14 protein-coding genes and 1 tRNA gene are annotated in these 18997 nt (G+C 44.1%); 1 reads left to right on the top strand and 14 read right to left on the bottom strand.

Annotation, left to right across the window (positions count from 1 at the left end):
* Positions 1-69 precede the first annotated feature (69 nt).
* The 8 genes from LNL84_RS13700 to LNL84_RS13735 form a co-directional block, all read right to left on the bottom strand.
* Entirely contained in the window at positions 70-1857 is a 1788-nt protein-coding gene (locus LNL84_RS13700; protein WP_244358135.1) for a response regulator receiver domain, read from the bottom strand.
* A 2-nt stretch (positions 1858-1859) separates the two neighbouring features.
* Positions 1860-4856: a sensor histidine kinase gene (locus tag LNL84_RS13705; RefSeq protein WP_244358136.1), complete on the bottom strand. Its 2997-nt coding sequence runs from the start codon at positions 4854-4856 to the stop codon at positions 1860-1862.
* Positions 4857-4943: 87 nt separating this feature from the next.
* Positions 4944-6122: a DNA cytosine methyltransferase gene (locus tag LNL84_RS13710; protein ID WP_244358137.1), complete on the bottom strand. Its 1179-nt coding sequence runs from the start codon at positions 6120-6122 to the stop codon at positions 4944-4946.
* A gap of 733 nt (positions 6123-6855) precedes the next feature.
* Complete coding sequence (locus LNL84_RS13715; RefSeq protein WP_341829460.1) at positions 6856-7041, bottom strand: AlpA family transcriptional regulator; 186 nt, start codon at positions 7039-7041, stop codon at positions 6856-6858.
* 140 nt (positions 7042-7181) lie between these two features.
* On the bottom strand, positions 7182-8408 hold the full coding sequence (locus LNL84_RS13720; RefSeq protein WP_244358139.1) for an integrase domain-containing protein: 1227 nt from the start codon (positions 8406-8408) through the stop codon (positions 7182-7184).
* Between the two features lie 341 nt (positions 8409-8749).
* Positions 8750-8837, bottom strand: a tRNA-Ser gene (locus tag LNL84_RS13725).
* Positions 8838-8999: 162 nt separating this feature from the next.
* Positions 9000-9449 carry an L-alanine exporter AlaE gene (locus tag LNL84_RS13730; protein ID WP_244358140.1) on the bottom strand — a complete coding sequence of 150 codons (450 nt, stop codon included), beginning with the start codon at positions 9447-9449 and terminating at the stop codon, positions 9000-9002.
* Positions 9450-9838: 389 nt separating this feature from the next.
* Entirely contained in the window at positions 9839-12028 is a 2190-nt protein-coding gene (locus LNL84_RS13735) for a hybrid sensor histidine kinase/response regulator (RefSeq protein ID WP_244358141.1), read from the bottom strand.
* 88 nt (positions 12029-12116) lie between these two features.
* Here LNL84_RS13735 and LNL84_RS13740 point away from each other — a divergent pair, with 88 nt between their 5' ends.
* Positions 12117-12686, top strand: coding sequence for a UPF0149 family protein (locus LNL84_RS13740; RefSeq protein WP_244358142.1), 570 nt, complete (start codon positions 12117-12119; stop codon positions 12684-12686).
* Between the two features lie 100 nt (positions 12687-12786).
* On the opposite strand, the gene LNL84_RS13745 is transcribed toward LNL84_RS13740, so the two are convergent.
* The 6 genes from LNL84_RS13745 to tolA all read right to left on the bottom strand — a co-directional run bounded on the left by LNL84_RS13745 (position 12787) and on the right by tolA (position 18987).
* A complete protein-coding gene (locus LNL84_RS13745; RefSeq protein ID WP_244358143.1) occupies positions 12787-13815 on the bottom strand; it encodes a potassium channel family protein in 1029 nt (342 codons plus the stop codon).
* A gap of 95 nt (positions 13816-13910) precedes the next feature.
* The gene (gene nadA, locus LNL84_RS13750; protein ID WP_244358144.1) at positions 13911-14972 is read right to left on the bottom strand and encodes a quinolinate synthase NadA; all 1062 of its coding nucleotides are present in this window, start codon (positions 14970-14972) and stop codon (positions 13911-13913) included.
* Between the two features lie 201 nt (positions 14973-15173).
* Positions 15174-15965: a tol-pal system protein YbgF gene (gene ybgF, locus LNL84_RS13755; protein ID WP_244358145.1), complete on the bottom strand. Its 792-nt coding sequence runs from the start codon at positions 15963-15965 to the stop codon at positions 15174-15176.
* Between the two features lie 27 nt (positions 15966-15992).
* A complete protein-coding gene (pal, locus tag LNL84_RS13760) occupies positions 15993-16526 on the bottom strand; it encodes a peptidoglycan-associated lipoprotein Pal (RefSeq protein ID WP_244358146.1) in 534 nt (177 codons plus the stop codon).
* Between the two features lie 31 nt (positions 16527-16557).
* On the bottom strand, positions 16558-17886 hold the full coding sequence (gene tolB, locus LNL84_RS13765; protein ID WP_279611037.1) for a Tol-Pal system beta propeller repeat protein TolB: 1329 nt from the start codon (positions 17884-17886) through the stop codon (positions 16558-16560).
* A gap of 36 nt (positions 17887-17922) precedes the next feature.
* Positions 17923-18987: a cell envelope integrity protein TolA gene (tolA, locus tag LNL84_RS13770; protein ID WP_244358148.1), complete on the bottom strand. Its 1065-nt coding sequence runs from the start codon at positions 18985-18987 to the stop codon at positions 17923-17925.
* Positions 18988-18997 lie beyond the last annotated feature (10 nt).

The raw sequence follows: 18997 nt of genomic DNA on the forward strand, positions 1-18997 counted from the left end.
AAGTTAGATCTTTAGGATCTACAGAAGGGCATTAGAGAAAAAGAAAGCGGCTTATGGCCGCTTTAATAACTACTTAACGTAATCTAATCCTATACGTGACGCATACTCACCGGATACTTTTGAGTGATGCAGGGCATATTCATATCTCAATTGACCGACTACTTTGTAATCGCACACCTTGACTTGTGGCGGTGTTAGCGACAAGTTCAAATTATAACTTCTCAATTCAAAGCGATCATTCCAGAGCCCCTCATTTGCAAACGCTAAGCTTGTCAGGCTTGGGTTCGAATTTTTATACAACTTAGAAATCGTAGAAAAGATTTCCACGCTACCGTCAATCAGTATAAAAAGTATTTGCTTGTTATTAACAAACTCTCTGCAACGTTCAAATAAGATACTTTCTTCAAGTGTCCCTTCGTCACTATCCTGCCTCACAGCTGCTGAAATAGGATAGAGCCTCTGTACCACGGCTTCAATATTCGTTGCTTTGTCATTTCGCCCTGGAACGAGATCGCACGCAGGAGTGACGACAAGAAAATAATCCCCTGTAGCGTTATTTTTAAGAACATGACCTGTAGTTAGGTGTTTACCTTCCACAGGCAGTGAGTTGTTGAACGCATTTGAAGACTTAAAAATCTCAAAATTATTTATCAACACTGCTGCTGGCGCGTATCTGGCTTCTATTTCTTCTATAGGTTTTCCTTCACACATTAAGCTCTGCACAATACGTGTCAAATATTGGCTCAGGTCATCCTTATAATGCCAAGACATCTCTTCTAAGTGACTTTGAGCTGTATACCAGGCTTGTTGCTCTAGATCCTGTCCTCGAACATTAAGAAGCTCTCTTAACCACCCAGCTTGAGTATGTGTTTTACTCAGTACACTATTGGCCAATGTAAAACCATGCTCATCCAGCTTGTGTCTAAGTTTAGCTAACAATAATCTGTGGGGATGTGGTCTCCAATGCTTTAAAGCACTTAGCAATTTATCCGGTAGTTCTGACGTTGGTACTGCTTTTCCAACGACACAAACAAAAAGATTGCCAGCTTTTACCCACATGTAATCGTTGTCAGCCCACTGCAAATCGTAAAACTCTGTTGGACCAAAATGTTGCTTAAGCTTTATTCCTTTTTTCTGTAGTACATACCACTGCAGGAATTTGAGCTCCAAATTATCTAATTCATCTTCTTCACCGATAGGGCGAGTATCGTAAAGCGTTTTCAGCTCTTGCAACTCTCTAACATCATGTCCGATTTTTACTGGGTTGATCGCTGATGAATACAGATTGAGATAATCCATATCTGTGACACTATCTATTAGTGTATCGAGGATCCCTGCCTGCTCTGCATCCCATGCATCAATAGCCTCCTCAATTTTCGCCTTTTTTAGCACCTTATCAGGAACTTCTTGGAACAAACGTGGCTTCTGAAGGTAAAAAACAATATCTTTGAAAACCGCCCTGTAACCATCATCGCCACCTTGATCACCATAGCCTTTCGTGTGAACAACAACTAAGTTGAAGTGATCTTTATTTGCTAATGATGAAAGTACATTTAGAGCGGTTTCTCCTCGACCAAAGTCACCATTACCCTCCAAATGATAATCTAAAATCAGCAAATCACTGTGATGCAAATTGTCCACGTCTCCAGTCCCATTAAATTGACCGTCATGTACATCTAACATCCAGTTATTGTTGGTATCTTTACACATTCCAATAACTTCTTGAAGGCGCTGTTTATCTTCTGCCTTAGAACCATCAACTCCCGTAATTAGGTTAGATAACGTTGGGTATTCATCATCAACAACCATTACACTTCGAATAGGGTTTATGTAAGCTTCTTTAATCAAATCCATCATGCTCATCTCATAAGCCCTCCAATTTTGATACCGAAATTCGCTCCCGATAGACACTTTTCATCTGAATTTGTAATGTAACGAATCGAATGGCCGGATAAAGCTAGATTAGACTTGCAGAGATAAAGGCCGACACCACGCCCACCGCGTTGTTTCTTGGTGAAGAAAAGCGTAAATAAACTTTCTAAATCGACCAAATCTACACCTGGGCCGTTATCCGCTACAATGACTTCTCCATCTCTGTAATCCAACAAGATTTCTTTTGGATCTTCATCTTTGACATTTAACCAATAACGAGAGTTATTGATTAAATTGATAAACACCGGATACAATCTAGCAGGTGAATCATAAACACTAAAATTGTCAAAACTGTCCGTAGTACTGAGCGTAATGTTTCTCCGTTCTAGCGCATTACCATAAAAATTATTTACATAACTTACTATTTTCGCGCCAGTCACATCGGTTTTTGTGTGGTCACCAGAAAGCTTTAATGGGGACAAAAAGCGCCATTTATCACTTAAGCTCTCATGAGCAAAACTAACGGAGTCAACCAAATCATTTTGGGTGCTCGATAAATCTGTTTTGCGGAGATCCCTTAGTCCCCTAGCCATTGTAAGGTCAAGACCTTCAATCTCATGACCGATAATTTCAACGGTAATACCGAGCTGTGCTAAACCGTTCAGCCTTGTCGCTTCTTGCTGCCACTTATTTGATTCACGCAAACTTGCAATTGCTAAACCTTCGAGGTCAATTGCATTTCGAATGCTGCTTAAAGCAGAAATATATGGCTTCAGAGCTTGGGCGTTTGCAATTTCTTGTTTTTGGAATTCGAGATCTATCTTTTTCATTGCATCTGAAGGAGATATAACTCCAAGGTCGAGATCCTTCAATAACTCGCTTAGTGCTGCGTCATAAGCCTTATTGCAGCTATCAACCAATTGTTCAAACCGCTCCAACTCAGCTTTTAACAGTTCACGACCTTCTGCCGCCATTTTCTTCACTTTTGAGGTAATGTAGCCACGGTTGGTATTGAATTGTGAACGAGCAACATCGGTATCACTTTTTGTTGTATGTTTTTCGATTGCGGTGTCAGCCGACATCGTCAGCCGCTTCACTATCTCTTTTGCTTGTAACTCCAAAGAACGGTAATCATCATACTGATCTTTTACTGTTCCCAAGCTTGGAGGGATTGGGCTCAAAGAGTATTCCTTCAAATTCTCATTGTATCTATTAGAAAGGTTTTTGAGCTCTTTAGCTTGATGCAAGTTAGTGATGTCTTCACCATGAATCAAGTCTGCTTGTACCTCTTCTAACTCCATAAGGAACGCTGATAGGTTTGGCTGGTTTTCTTTTATTAATTTTTTAACTCGATTCCGCTCATTCTTGAGCAATTTCTTTCTATCAGCTTTGGCTTTTGCTTCTGCCCTTTCAGCTGCGATATCCGCTTGAGCTTCTTCCCTGATTTTAGACCTACGGCCAAAGAAACGTTCTGCTGTTTCTATAAGGATATTGATTACAATTTCTCGGAACAGCATTGCTGCTCGATTGTCCATCAAGCCTTCTCGCCCAGCTTTATCTTTTAGGTTAGGGTTACCTAACCTTGAAATACTAATACGCCCATACGTCTTTCGTGCAGACCAAAAATAATGACCAGCATTTCTAGTACGACGACTCTCTATTTCGAAAAAGTCACTATCATCACGGCCATATGGCATCACTCGCAAACCATCACGGTAAATTCTTAAACCGCCATGTAGTGTCGACTTTGATTCGATTTGTTCCCAGAGCTCTTCGGGCAAAGATGACTTTTTCTTCAAACCCTCATAGCCGCCAATCCGCACATCAAACGCGCCAAATCGAGAATCTACACGAGTTTTATATTGTCTTACGGGCTTTATGACAACTTCGTCGAACTCTTGGCCAAATACTTTAACAGTGCCTTTAAAGTATCCTTCTTCATCAACATGGCCGTCGACCAAGTGTTCCATTTTTTCTAAATCTTTAATATCAAATTCGCGCTCCTCACCAACGAGCACTCGCTGTAGTTGACCATTCCATGCCACTACAATACAAGAAAATGGATCGTCTTTATTTTTTTCATCTTCAGTAACAAAGGGGTCAGTAAAATTAGAAAGTGTTTCCAGTAATTTTAATTTTGCACGGCCAGTTGCATCGTTGACTTCACTTATTGAATCCATGACCAACTGATCTTCAAGTTCATCAGGTATACCAACCATGAACATAGCTGTACCTGTTTCAGAAATACCCTTTGCAACCTGCCAAGTGTTGACGACGCGCTCGGTGAAGACATTTAGCTGCGACTGATTAACAATCTGATCTAGAGTAGATTGAAAGCCATCTAAATTTTGATTCTGTTTAAGGTACTCTTTTTCCTCGAATCCTGAAAACATTTCCCAAGCCACTCTCAAACGAAGGGCTGCTTCAGACTTGTCTTCTTCGGAGGGAGTTACATTTCGCATTAAGCCTTCGTAAAGAGATGGAAGTTCTGAATGAAGTTCTTCTAAACTACCTACCTCTACAGCAGGAATAGCTATATCGTGGAGCATGACGTAGGGGTTTTCAAAAATACGCCAGTCGATAAGGCTTGCAACATATGGATAGTGCTCTTTCTTACTGACGAGCAACAACAAATGGCCTAGAGCTGCGGATGATAGGCGACCGATACCCTTTTGCCCTTGCTTCTGTCTATCGTACTTACGTTTGTTTTCAGATTCGCCGTCTTCAGACTCAATCTTAGATTCAGTACCTACAGTGAGCCACTTTTCCTCGAAATCAGCCAAACTCATCCCAAAGCCATTATCAACAATAGCGGCTACTGATTGTTCACCATCAAGTATGTGCAGAGCGACTTCATCTGCATCTGCATCATAGGCATTTTTCCAAAGTTCAGATATGGCAGTAGGACAGTCAGCGATCTGTTCTCGCCCTAGATGGTCTATCGTTCTTGCTCTCGTTTTGAAAGACGATGTGATTAGAGGCATAAAGTAATTCCAGTTACGTATAAGCTCGTTTTTTAACTTAGCTTACTGAAAATAAAAAAAAAGTGCCTAACATTGTAGGCACTTTCTTCAATTCAATCTACTGCATATATCACTAATAAGAATCTGACCGAGCAATGGCGGTACAGCATTTCCTATCTGGCGAGCTTGCTCGGTAGAACTTCCATAAAAGTTGAACCAATCAGGGAATGATTGTAAACGGGCAGCATGTCGTAATGTCATACCATGGTCTTTCCAAGGGTGGACAAAGCGCCCTTTAGAAGGATTGTTACAACCAGTGGTCATTGTGTTGCTCGGTGTATGTATAAATATCCGACCGTACACATCTTTGTGCCCCTTATAGCCATTTGAGTGACACTTTAACCTGTGTTTCTCACCTGCGTCTTCACGACTACCATTTAGTGGTGTATCCGCAAAACGCTCTTTCATCACGTCAGTTGGAACCATATGAACATTGCAAGGATCGTTCTTATTTAATGGCTCTCCATAAGGGAGTGATTCAAGAAGTGCAAATATTTCATCTTTGCTGCGTTTGTCTTTTCTATTGAAGAAATCTTCCCAATACACTTGGTAAAGATGCTCTGGAATCTTTTTAAATACAGAAGATGCAGCAATCCACTCTGGCCTTGCTCCTGAAGTTGGAGGGAAGTGAGTCCTTGACGGTGGAAATACAATATCGTCTGAATCAAGGTCTTGACGAATGCCAAAAATAAATACACGTTTACGGTTTTGAGGTATCCCGTAATCTTTTGCGTTGACGACATCGCAGAACTTGATTACATAACCAGCCTGTTCAGCTAATGCAATGAACTTATCTAAAAAAGGCTTATGGCGTTTCCACAAAAGTCCTGAAACGTTTTCAACTAGGAACGCCTTAGGCTTGAACTCATTTACAAACTCGAAGTACCTAAGAAGCAAAGCATTGCGAGGATCATTAACACCAGCGTTTTTGATGCGATGTGTTGAAAATCCTTGGCATGGTGGCCCACCAAGAATTAAATCTAAATCACTAGGGTCTAAGCCTAAACTATCTCTTAGTTCTTGCGGCTCAACATTATTTATATCACCGCAATCTTCGCCAGCACGGAGGTCAATGTTTAACTCTTTAGATTCAATAAAGTTTTTCTTATAAGTATTGGCAGCTGCTTTATCAAACTCGATAGCTGCAAGCACTTCCACCCCTGCATCGATTGCAGAAAGTGTAAAACCACCGGCGCCGGCAAATAAATCTATCGCTTTAACTGTCATTAATGTCACTCAAAAGAAACTTAGCTGGCACATTCTACCGACTTGCTAATAAATTACCATTCCTAGGAAACTAACAGGTGATAAAACAAACCAACATATTCAGAAAATCAAACAAGGAACATTGTTTGACATTTTAGCTCGACTCAAACTGTGTTTATATACAGTTTCTTTATTCTACTATGTCGATTAGAAACTTAAAAGGTGGTTCTAAAAACCTTTCCTCTGCGAATGCTGCCTAAATGGTAGCACCAGCAGGCGCGTTCGTAAGAACTTTGCAACCAAGAGTAAAGCTAGGGCTTTTGAGCTTTACATAGCGAAAAAAGTTGATGATATGCCCTGGATGGGTATTAAACTGGATAACCTAGGAATGAGTGAGCTTTTGGAAACTTGGTGGCCCCTCCATGGCCATACTTTAAAATCAGGCAAGCATGAAGTAGCACAGGGTCTGGTCTTGCTTTTTACCACTATTAGACTCACTCTCGAATAATGCAACCCAAAGTGAGCATGGTCTTTCCCTCTTTCATCGGATTAAATTTGGTAGGGAGGGCGCACGCCCCTTAAAAGCGTAGAGTATTTAATCTAACGAATTTAGAGGCAAAAACAAGCTTGCATCGTTTCAACAATGCCTCAAAGAGTGGAGAGGAACACCAATGGTTGTTGGACTAATTAAGTACGTTGTTATCAACTCACTGGGTTGCAGCCTGCACCGTGATACACAAAAACGTCCACCTCTTTAATCATATGAACGCTCATCCATGCGCCCTTGCAACCATTGAAAAATTTCCAGTTCAATCCACCCAACACTTCTTCCCCCTAATGAAACTGCTTTCGGAAACGCATGACCGTCGGCATAGCGATAGATAGAACTTTTTGACAGTCCTGTTAGATTGATAACCTCTTTAAGACGAAGCACTCGAATTCGTTTGTCCATAATGGGGCTCCTGCACGTGACGTTTGTATCTATAAGCCCCAATATGGCAAATACTAAAGGTATTTTTATCGATTAGTGGCAGCGATTTTCTCATTTCGAATGTTCATCGGTACCAGAGCACCCAAACGCTATACTGCCTTTAAAGAACGGTACCCAGTGATCGACACCGTTCCGTAGCTAGCCTCTTCAATTCTCTTGCTCCACCAATCCATCAGTGGACGCCTGCGCTCTAGATAAGTCGTGCGATTGTAGGCTTTGCGAATTGCGTTCTTGTCTGAGTGTGATAATGCAGCTTCTATTACGTCTGGGTTAAAACCTTGTTCATTGAGAGTTGTTGACGCCAACGAGCGCAAACCATGCGCGGTTGTCCTACCGTGAAAACCAATTCGACCTAATGCCTTATTGATTGATTCTGAGTCAGTATGCTTCTTGGGATCACGTATTGAAGGAAAGATAAACTCTCTGTGTCCACTGACCGGACGTATAGTTTCTAGAATAGCCATACATTGTGGCGATAATGGAATCACATGCTCACGTCTCGCCTTCATTCGATGAGCTGGAATTATCCATAGTTTCTGTTCTACATCGATCTCATCCCACGTTGCCGCCGCTGCTTCGATGGGGCGAGTCATCGTGTGTAGTTGCCACTCTATTAAGCACTTTGTGGTAATAGCCATATTGGCTCGTGCAATAGCTTGAACAAGTTCAGACAGTTCCTCAGGCTTCAGGGCTTTCATGTGCGTTACTTTAGCCTTTTTGAACACTTCCCTTATACCACTCAAAGGGTTCGAGTGGATTAGTCCCGCATTGACCGCATAAGTCATTACTTCATTCATAAGTTGTGCGGTACGCTTAACAGTCTCGAGTAAACCCTTATCTTCCAATGGCTTTAAAGCTGCGATTGCCATTGGAGCTGTGATCTTGGTTATGGGAATGGAACCTAATAGCGGGAAGGCATAGAGTTCAAGCTTCCGCCAGTTGCCTTCAAGCGTTTTGGGCGTGATTCGGTTTTGCTTCATGTCTATCCACAATTCGGCAACAGCCTTAAATGTATTCGCCTGCTCACTTGCTAACTTGGCTTTTTGCTCAATCTTAACCAACTGTGGGTCGATACCATCGGCGACAATGCGTCTTAGCTCTGTTGCTTTCTGCCTCGCCTCAGCAAGCGACAAATCCGGAAATGAGCCTAACCCAGTAAACGTGGGCTTGCCTGTCGAAGGCTTTACATAACGAAACTCCCACGATCTTGCTCCACTGCTTCTTACATGAAGGTACAAGTTACCTCCATCCCCTAGTCGATAGGCCTTCTCTCTGGGTTTCGCTGTCGATACTTCTCTTGCCGTTAGTTTTGCCATTGTTCTCTCCTTTCTATCGGAAATTAACCACACAGTACGCAGATTTTTGACCTATTCGGCTCCCTCAAAATTAAAGTATGCAAAACAGGTGAATCTATGTTTTTCAAAGAGATAAAAATGGAATAAGAAACTTGGCAATCCTGCTCCCCCGTAAACTGTATGCTGCATTTTTGACGCAAATGTATGCCGATTTCTTTCAAATCTTAGAAGCATACACTTAGGCATACAACAGTACTTGGGATTGTAGAGGACGGATGGAACGTTGTGAGACTTGGGATTCGATATAAAACAATGAGTTATAAAACGAAAAAAGCCCCTAGACGCGTCTAGGGGCTCGAATGTGGCGGTGAGTGAGAGATTCGAACTCTCGATACGTTGCCGTATACACACTTTCCAGGCGTGCTCCTTCAGCCACTCGGACAACTCACCGTATTGTTTGTTAACGCTGTTGGCTAACGAGGCGCTAATTTAATGATTATCGGCCAGATGGTCAAGCCTAAACTCAGAAAAAAGCGCTCTTTTTTAACTGTTTGCCTACTTTGTGACTAATTCGATCAAAATCAAATCAAACCAGTTCGCGTTCTGTGCTTGTTAGGCGTTTTGGCAATAGCCCGGTACTTTAAACCACTTGCGGCAATAGTCGAGAAAATAGCCGTAAAGTACCCCCATACCACAAGAAACGATGGCGTTGCTCGAAACCGCAGTGATGATCTGGTCAGTAGATGCGCCTACTGTAAATAGAATCGCTGCGTATACTGGCGATTGGAACGCCACGTACGCCATCAGATCGGCAATGGATTTCATGAAACCAGAATCAGACACTTTGGCGCCCTGGCGCAATGCCCAATCGCGAAATACGCCGTATGGCCAGGCAATAGCAATATTGACAGGAATAGACAGTAACCTTGACGCTAGCGATTGTTCTAATGTCATTCCAGACACCAAAATTTCAATCAACATGCCAGTGATGAAACAGAACACAACCATTGCAAACGTGTCTGCCGCGGCATTACGCAGGCAAAAAGGACCTTTAGGCTTCAACGTCAAATTCCTCTAGGAGATAAAACCAAATAAAAAGACAGGCGCAATACAGAAAACTATATATGTAACGACTAACCAGTTGAGCGCGCTATTAAACCACTAAGTTTATAGTTTTACATACCAAATTTAAAAGACCAAGGTAAATAAACCACCATTTTGAAAGGAAAAACCAGTTAATTACACTAAGTTCTGTCTGGTCGATGTTTTTCCACCCTAAACCATCAGTTTCAGCGAGTTACAATTGCCTAACTGTAAGTTAATTACTCAATCTGGCTTAGGTTTCTGTTGATTTAGTGTCTATCAGTGACAAATGTGAAGAATTAATGGCAAAAAGGCCAAACTTGAGTGTTTGGCCTTTGTCTGTGTTATGCAATCTTCTTATGGCTGGGCTATGAGTGAACCCTTGCTGCAGCAAACTGGAACAGTTTTTCGGAGTACTGGTGCAATGCATCGTTTAGAATGCGATCGTCTATGGGTTTGGCCAGGATAAAGTCAGCCCCTGCACCTAACATTTTTTTTCGGGTCTCTTTAAAGACATCAGCGGTACAACCAAAGATTAAGGTGTGTTGCTTTTCGTTGGCGAGCTTGCGGATCTCTGTGATGGTCTCTACCCCGTCCATTACTGGCATGTGGTTGTCCATCAATATTAGGTCGTAAGTTTGCTCGTCTAATGCTTTGAGTGCGAGTTCACCGTTCTCAACACTGTGCGTCGCAAACCCTTTCTTTTTCATAAAGGCATTAATAATAATGGTGTTGGTTTTATTGTCTTCCACAATAAGAACCCGCAGCCCCTGGTAATTCCCCTCGCGCTCGATGGCCGCTTCTGTCTTTTGTGGTTCGCATTGGCTGAGCTCGGCGGTGACTTCGAATGTGGAACCTAACCCCGGAGCACTGTGCACGTGTATGTCGCCATGCATCGCTTTGGCTATCTGTTTTACAATTGCAAGCCCTAACCCTGTGCCGCCGTAACGACGTGTAGTGCCCGATTCTGCCTGCTCGAAAGGTTTGAATATCCTTTTCTGAGCTTCGCTTGATATGCCAATTCCTGTGTCGGATACGCTCATTCTCAGTGTGTTTTTGCCATCGATCTCGCATTCACTAATATGAACTTGCACCGAGCCTTGCCCTGTAAACTTAACGGCGTTGTTGATTAGGTTAAACAGCACCTGACGCAATCGTGCTTTATCGCCTATGTACCAACGATCTTTTGGTACTGTTGATGTCACCTCAAAGGTTAAGCCTTTCTCTACGCACAAGGTGTGATAAATACTGTGGATACTGCCAATTATCGAGCTTAATGAAAACGGAACACGCTCTAGCTCTAATCGCCCTTGTTCGATCTTGGAGTAATCCAGAATCTCATTGAGGAGCGCCATCATATGATCGCCCGAATCGTACAAGGTTTTAAGATGTTTTCTTTGTTCTAGTGTTAGCTCAGTTTTTAATAACAGCTGCGCGGTGCCCAGTACACCGTTCATTGGCGTGCGGATCTCATGAGACAACGTAGCCAAAAAGGCCGTTTTGGCGTTGGTAGACGCTTGCGCTTTAACGCGTTCACGCTCCAGGTACATGGTTTTACGGTTGAAATTATCGATGAGTGAGCGAATTTCATCAAGGCTTCGATAGTCCATATCTATGGTGCCACCAAGTCGCGATTCTTGCGCTTTACGAGCGATTTGTGTCACGGGGTTTATCAGGTAGCGGTTGATGAGGTAGTAACCCACCATCACGCACAATAACAAAATAGGGACAATGGCAATTTCGATGCCTGTGACGATCTCGAACACTTGATCCGCTACGCCTTTGCGTGCGTTCACCGCTTTGATGCTCCAGTCAAAGTCACCAAACGCCAGCTCACTAACATAAATGTCACGACTCAACCTATAGTTGTGCTCGGTAATGACCGTGCGCGAGCCGTCTAAAATAATGATGCCGAGTCCATGATCTTGAGCCCGAGAATTGACATAATTCACTAAGTCAGACAACGATAAGTCTACTGTAACTACACCGGCAAATTGACCTTTAAGGTAATACGGTGATGATGCGGTGATCATTTGAACATGGGTGTAAGGGTCGATGTAAACTTCAGACCACATAACCGTATCGGGCGCGGTGTGTTTTACGGAGGTGTACCACGGCTCGATATCGTAACCGGGTGATTGTGGATTGTTCCACAGGTCGATTTTATCTACTTCGCCAGATTGGCTGCGGTTATAGAATAGGCTTGCCAGACGAACATCAGGATCAACAGAGTACGGCTCTGGCCAAATGCCCCCACTAACTACGATACTGCCTTGTGGCGAGAATAAGCGGCGCAACATGGTATCGGCAATGTCAATATTGGTGTTGCCTTCCGCCATGGCAACTAAACTACCCAATGTGCTGCTTGCGCTATCAAGGGGCGATTTGATCTCTGCGGCCAATAGCTCGCTTTTTATATCTAAGTTGGTTTCTAGGGTTGTTCGAATTGGTGACTGCACCACGAAATACGTGATGCTTGCCAATACGGCTACAAAAAACGTTAGATAAACGGAGAGCGCGATTATGCTTTTCTTTTTTAGTGAAGACCGAATATACATTTCCCTGTATGCATCCCTTTTCTACTTTTGTCATCGACAATTGGTTGCTACTATAACGCTTTACTTCTCGCCTTTACGGTAAATCATTTTGACGTTAAAAGACATACTTGCCCAGCCAGAACTGGACGGAAAACTCCTAAATCAAGCTCAAACACAAGGGTTTATTGCTTCAATGGCATCTGCGCCAAATCTACTCCCGCCAGAAGAGTGGCTTGCGTTTTTATGGGGGGGAGAAGAAACCGCACCTTTTACTAACGCAGATCACTTCGAGCAGTACATCGATATGATTATAGCAATGTGGAACGAGTATCGCCCCGCTTTGCTTGATGGTACCTGGGCGTGGCCACAAGAATGCCAATTGGATGAAGAAGACATCGTAAACGAAGCAACGCGCTTTTTCTGTGAAGGCTTTTTGCAAGGCTGGCAACTTAGCCGCGACGATTGGGAAACCCTAATGCCAGAAGACAGCGAAGACAACGCACTGCTTGGTGGCGTGCTACTTTCGCTAAGTATGCTCTACGATACCGAGACATCTATTGCGACTTTGCAGCAGCAGGGAATGGAAGGATTAGAGCAGTTTGAAGAAATCTTCAACGCCATGCCTGTCATGCTATGTGGTATTACTCAAAAAGGCGCGGTATTGGCAGAAAACCAGTAATCGGCTCAACATTAAATAAACGGCTCATTGAACAATGAGCCGTTTTTTTGTGTCTTGATTTAAGCATTAAAAAGAATCACCTTAACCGTCAACTAATAGATCAGCTTGGCCAATGGAACTTTTCGATGCGCTCATCTGCGATATAGAACAGTTTGTTCCCTGGGTGGATGATTTTATCTAGCTCGGGATTGAGCTCTATTCCCTGACCAACATCGACGGCGATAAGAGTCGATTGATACTCGCTCTTCATCCAGTGAAACAGGGTAGATGTGGTCGTTTGAGGCTGTTCTTCGGGATACATCACTGAGTATTGTGTCATGCCTCGCGTAGAGCTCAGCAGTTCTTGATGAAGCGCACTCGAGCCAGGATCAACCGCCGCCTTGGCAAGCATCTCTGCCCCGACGGCGGGTATGCATTCAGAATTAGGGCAATGCTGATGCAACAGGTCGCTAAGCGCTTCGTCTTTAAAGTACGCGAGTAAATGTGCATTAGGGTTGCGATTAGCACAATACAGGGCCGCAGAGAGCGTGATGTCGTCTTCAGGGTTATCAATCAAAATACAGCTGGCACTTTCAATATTGGCTTTTTCCATTTCGCGGCCATCAGTGTAGCTGGTCACTTTGACAAATTCGATCTCCCCGAGCAAAGGGTTTTCAATGTCCGAGCGGCTGCATAGTACAATCGGGCGTCTGCCGGTTTCTTCGTGCTGCAACATACGGATCAAGTGAATGGTTCGCTGGCCGTTCCAACCCAACAATAAGATGTGATTGTCCACTTTTACTCTCCTTCTGCCTAGCTGCCCTGCGCGCCAGTATTCCAGCCCTTGTGCCGCCACTCTTCCTAATAATGCGGCAAATAAGGTTAATCCACCGGGAATGATAAACAACACGGCCACCCACTTCCCTGCTGTTGAGCTAGGCGACATGTCGCCATATCCCACAGTCGACGCGGTGACCAATATGAAATAAATAAAATCAGAAAATGACCCTGCAATTGCCATCTCATTCGTAATGTACAGCAAACACCAACTCGTCCCCAAGTAAATGAGTAAGGCGAATACTAGGTTTTTGAGCTTTAAATCAAACAGATGCAATTGCAGCCACTTTCTAAGCTGATACCAAATGACCAATTTCTTTTACCCGTTTTGCTTTCATCTATTGCTTTTATAGCACGCATAAAAAAAACCAGCTAGTGAGCTGGTTTTTTCTATTGAGCAAAACACGATTAAGCGTTGCCTTTCACCTGGATTTGCAGCTGCTCTGCAAAATCAAGCATGCGATTTAATGGGATAAGGGATTTCACTCTTAACTCATCATCAACGAAGATTTCGTGCTCTTCACCGCCTTCACGCAGTGCTGCATCAATTGCTTTAAGACCGTTCATTGCCATCCACGGGCAGTGAGCACAGCTGCGGCACGTTGCACCAGCGCCTGCTGTTGGCGCTTCAATAAGTTCTTTTTCTGGCACCAGTTGTTGCATCTTAAAGAAAATGCCTTTGTCGGTTGCGACAATCAGCTGCTTGTTAGGAAGCTCTTTCGCTGATTTGATCAACTGGCTAGTAGAACCAACCGCGTCTGCCAATTCAACAACGCTTGCCGGAGACTCAGGGTGAACAAGGATTGCGGCATCTGGGTAGACAGATTTCATGTCTTTCAGTGCTTTGGCCGAGAACTCATCATGAACAATACACTCACCTTGCCACAGTAGCATTTCAGCACCTGTTTGCTTGGCAATGTAAGAGCCTAAGTGACGGTCTGGACCCCAGATGATTGGCTTGCCTTCGGAGTCAAGTGACTCAACGATTTCTAGCGCGATACTTGAGGTCACAACCCAATCGGCACGAGCCTTAACGGCAGCTGAAGTATTGGCGTATACAACCACTGTATGATCTGGGTGTGCATCACAAAACTCAGAGAACTTGTCGGCAGGACAACCCAAATCAAGTGAGCATTCAGCTTCAAGAGTTGGCATTAAAATGCGTTTCTCTGGAGTCAGGATTTTTGCAGATTCGCCCATAAAGCGCACACCCGCGATGATCAATGTTGACGCTGGGTGACGGTTACCGAATTTGGCCATTTCTAATGAATCACCAACAAAGCCACCGGTCTCTTCTGCAAGAGCCTGGATTTCTGGGTCGGTATAGTAATGGGCGATGAGTACAGCGTCTTTCTCAACAAGAAGCGCTTTAATATTTTGAATGTACTGTTGTTTCTCTTGATCCGTCAGTGGGATCGGTTTTGGTGGAAACGGGTAAACAGTATCGATTGTATCTAAGATGTGGCTCATAGCGGCTGCTCTATGCTACTTCCAATTAATCCGAGTATTGTACCCAGTTCTGAATAGAAAAACAAAAGCTATCCCTACCGGCGATAATAGCAAGCCCAACCACACATCAAACTATCGAATAATAACCCACCACAACAGACAAAAAGAGCGCAGTGAATGCGCTCTTTTTGTTTGTGAGTAAACTTAAGTTAATGACTTAGGTTACTTTAATCTGGATGTCGCGACTTTGGCCGATGAACTGGTTGGGTGCTCATCAACGACGCGTTGATAGTATTTCTTGGCGGTTTCCAAATCATTGCCGCGTTTGGCAATGTCTCCGAGCTTAACCAGAGCGTCGGCACGTTTGTTTGAGTCTTGGAACTCTAACACCGCTTTAAAACTCTGTTCAGCTTCTTTGTCCTGGCGTTGAGCAAAGTAAAGCTGGCCTAACCAATAGTGAGTGTTCGGAGCGAAACTTGAGTCTGGGTAATCTGTTTGAAACTGCTTGAAGGCCGCGATTGCGCCGGTGTAATCTTTCTTTTTCAAGATCAAATCAACGGAATTTTGGTAAGCGGTTTGCTCATCGGCGTTGGTACTAAATGTCCCCTTCGAAGGCTTTTTTTCTTGTGTTGCGGTGCTGGCGACCGCTGCAGTACCCATTTGACTGCGAAGCTTATCAAGATCAATGAACAGATCGCGCTGACGCTGAAGCATTTGCTCCATATTGTAGCTATTACGCTCTAATTGACCTCTTAGCTCACTGATTTCGAGTGCCATCTCGTCCATTTGCGTTTGCATTTGCAATTGAACGCGATTGCGATTTTGGAGTAGTCGTTCTAACCGTTCAACATCAGTTTCGTTACTTGCAGCGTGCGCCGAGGCGACAGAAACAACGGTCGATGTCGAAGTAGCTGACGCATTGAGATCGGTAACTGGTGCTTTAGCAGCGAGCACAGGGCTCGCTGCTACGGTTAGTAACGTAAGCACAAAAGTGCGCTGTAAGTTACCTTTCATAAGGTTCAAACCTCATTTAACCGTTAATTAGTATACTAAAACTGCACGACGGTTCTTCGCGTATGCATCTTCAGATTGGCCAAGTAGTAGTGGCTTCTCTTCACCGTAGCTTACGATAGAGATCTGGTCAGCTTGTACACCAAGAGCTTGGATGTATTTAGCAATAGCTTGTGCACGACGCTCACCTAGTGCGATGTTGTACTCAGGAGTACCGCGCTCATCAGCGTGACCTTCGATAGTCACTTTAAGAGACGCATCTTTGCTCAGGTACGCTGCGTGTGCTGCTAGCATATCTTCGTAGTCGCCCGCGATTGTAGAGTTGTCAAAAGCGAAGTAAATAGTTTGGTTTTCACGTAGCGCTTTTTCTTTCATTTCTTGCTCAGTAAGCTGTACAGTTTCTTCAACTGGCGTAGCTACTGTTGTGGTTTCTTCAACGACTGCTGCATTGTTGTTTGTTTCTGAAGCAGATGTTGAGGCTGCGTCTTCGCTAGAGCTACAAGCCGTCATTGCCAGTACAGGTAGTGCAATTAGCAGCCCTTTAAAAACTTTATTTAGTTGCATTGTTCTTTCCCTTAAATATTAAAGTAAGTTGCTATAAAAACGGTGACCATGCGGGTGCTCTTACACGCCCATTTGTTGCCGGTAATCTAGCTTTAAAACGTCCGTCAATAGAAACCATTGATAACACGTTAATTTTGTTATACATCGAGCTATAGATGACCATAGCTCCGTTCGGTGCAATGCTCGGCGATTCGTCTAACAACGTTTTTGTTAGAATCTGAACTGCTCCTGTTTCTAAATCTTGCTTTGCAAGGTTAAATCCAGAGTTAGAGCGATTGACCATGACTAGGAAGCGACCATCGGGGGTGATCTGCCCACCAAGGTTTTGGCTGCCTTGCCATGTTAGTCTACGAGTTTTACCATCAGACAAATTTACTCCATAAATCTGAGGGTTACCACCCCTATCAGAGGTAAAAATAAGCGATTTTCCATCTGGTTTCCAAAATGGTTCTGTATTATTTGACCTTCCCCTAGTAATTTGGCGTAGCTTGCGCGTTTCTAGATCTAATGTATAAACATGCAAACTTCCGGTCTTTGACAGTACCAATGCTAATGTCTTTCCGTCAGGAGAGAATCTTGGCGCACCATTGTGACGTGGGAATGACGTTATTTTTTCTCTTTTACCTGTGTAAATATTCATAATGAATATTTCAGCCTGACCGTTTTGGAAGCTCACGTAAGCTAACTTCTCACCATCGGGCGACCATGCAGGCGACATAAGTGGCTGCTTAGAACGCAATACCATACGTTCGTTGTAACCGTCGTAGTCGGCTACGCGCATTTGATAAGGGTATGAATCCTTATCATTTACAACGACATAGGCGATACGAGTCATGAAAGCACCACGCTCGCCTGTCAGTTCTTCATACACCAAATCGGAGATTCGGTGTGCGTATTCTCTCAAGCGAGGGCCTGGTACCGACGCTTGCTTCTTAAACAAAATGTGATCGTTTGAAAGGACCAGTTGGCCATCATCACTCAGCGCTTTTGACTTACCACCCGTTAGTTGTCCACGTACAACGTCGATCAATTGATATTGAATAACGTAGTTATTTTCAGCGTTTAAGGTGATCGTCCCTGTTAATAATGCGTCTACACCTATCGATGTCCAGGCGCCAAAGTTAACCTGTGACGCATCAAAAGGCGTTTGTGGCATGTCACTGGTGGAAACCGGGCTAAATTTTCCGCTGCGTTGCAAATCCGAGGAAATTACCGCCGAAACGTCATGAGGCAGTTTGCCTGGCCCCTCCCATTTAAATGGGACAATGGCTATCGGCCTTGCTGAATCAATGCCATCGGTAATAACGAGTTCGAGCGCGGCATTTGCTAGCTGTAGGCTGCTGCCTACGATGAATGCCATTCCTATCAGTAATCGCCTAATCACAAGCTTTTCCTTTTACTCTGGTACTACGGTTAAGTTGATGTTCTTCAGTTTTTCATTCACATCGCTTTCTTTCGACAGCGGGAATGTGCCTACTTGAGCTATTGCGCTTCGTGTCGCTGCACATAAGCGGCTATCGCCATCGAGCACTTTTACCTGACCAGCAATCGCTCCACTGCCAGCAGGTATGAGCCTTAAGTTAACTCGACAAGACTTTCCCCTAAAGCTGTCCTCTAGCAATAGTTTTTGTTGAATCAGCTGGGTATAAATGGCCCCCATACGCTGCACTTCTGAGCTCACATGCCTAGAGCGTGCCGTCGTGTTTTGCGCTGATTCAGTTTCTAATCCACTAAAAATATCACTGAGCGCCGCTTCTTGCTCTTTACGCTCTCGCTCTAGCTGCTGCAGTCTTTCTTGCTCTTTTCTCGCTTTCTCGGCAGCTTCTTTGGCGGCTTTCTCTTTTTCTATACGCTGCTTCTCGGCACGCTCTGCCGCCTCTTTTTCAAGTCTGGCCTTTTCTTGTGCGGCTTTAGCTGCTTTTTCTTCTGCTACGCGCTGCTGCTCTGCTTTTGCAATCGCCGCCTCTTTTTCAAGACGTTGCTGCTCGGCTACAAGGATCGCGGCTTCGGCTGCTAAGCGTTTCTGCTCGGCTTTTTTCACCGCTTGTTCTTTAGCTTTACGTTCAGCCTCAGCCTTGGCGGTTTTTTCTTTTTCAAGTTTTCTGCGTTTTTCCGCTTCGCGAGTCGCTTTCGCTTCGTTTGCTTGTTGCTGCTTTAACTTACGAATACGCTCTTCTTCCGCTTTGCGGTTGCGCTCAAGCTGTTCGCTTTCACGGCGCAGTTTATCGAGCCTATCTTGTTCTTTCTTAGCCGCCGTTTGACGCTGCTTTCGGATCTCGTTCGCTTGCTGCCTGACTTTCGCAGGATCGATAACCACAGCTTGCACCATGCCAGCTGGTTCCGGATCGCTCATGGTGAAATCCGTTCCCCAAAGCAACGCGACAATTAACAGGGCATGCAATGCCACCGAGATTACCATCGGCGTTGAGTAACTATTCGCTACATTCTTTTTATTTTTCATAGCAGTTCGG

It is taken from the genome of Vibrio gelatinilyticus, from assembly GCF_022836845.1.
GTDB classification, from domain to species: domain Bacteria; phylum Pseudomonadota; class Gammaproteobacteria; order Enterobacterales; family Vibrionaceae; genus Vibrio; species Vibrio gelatinilyticus.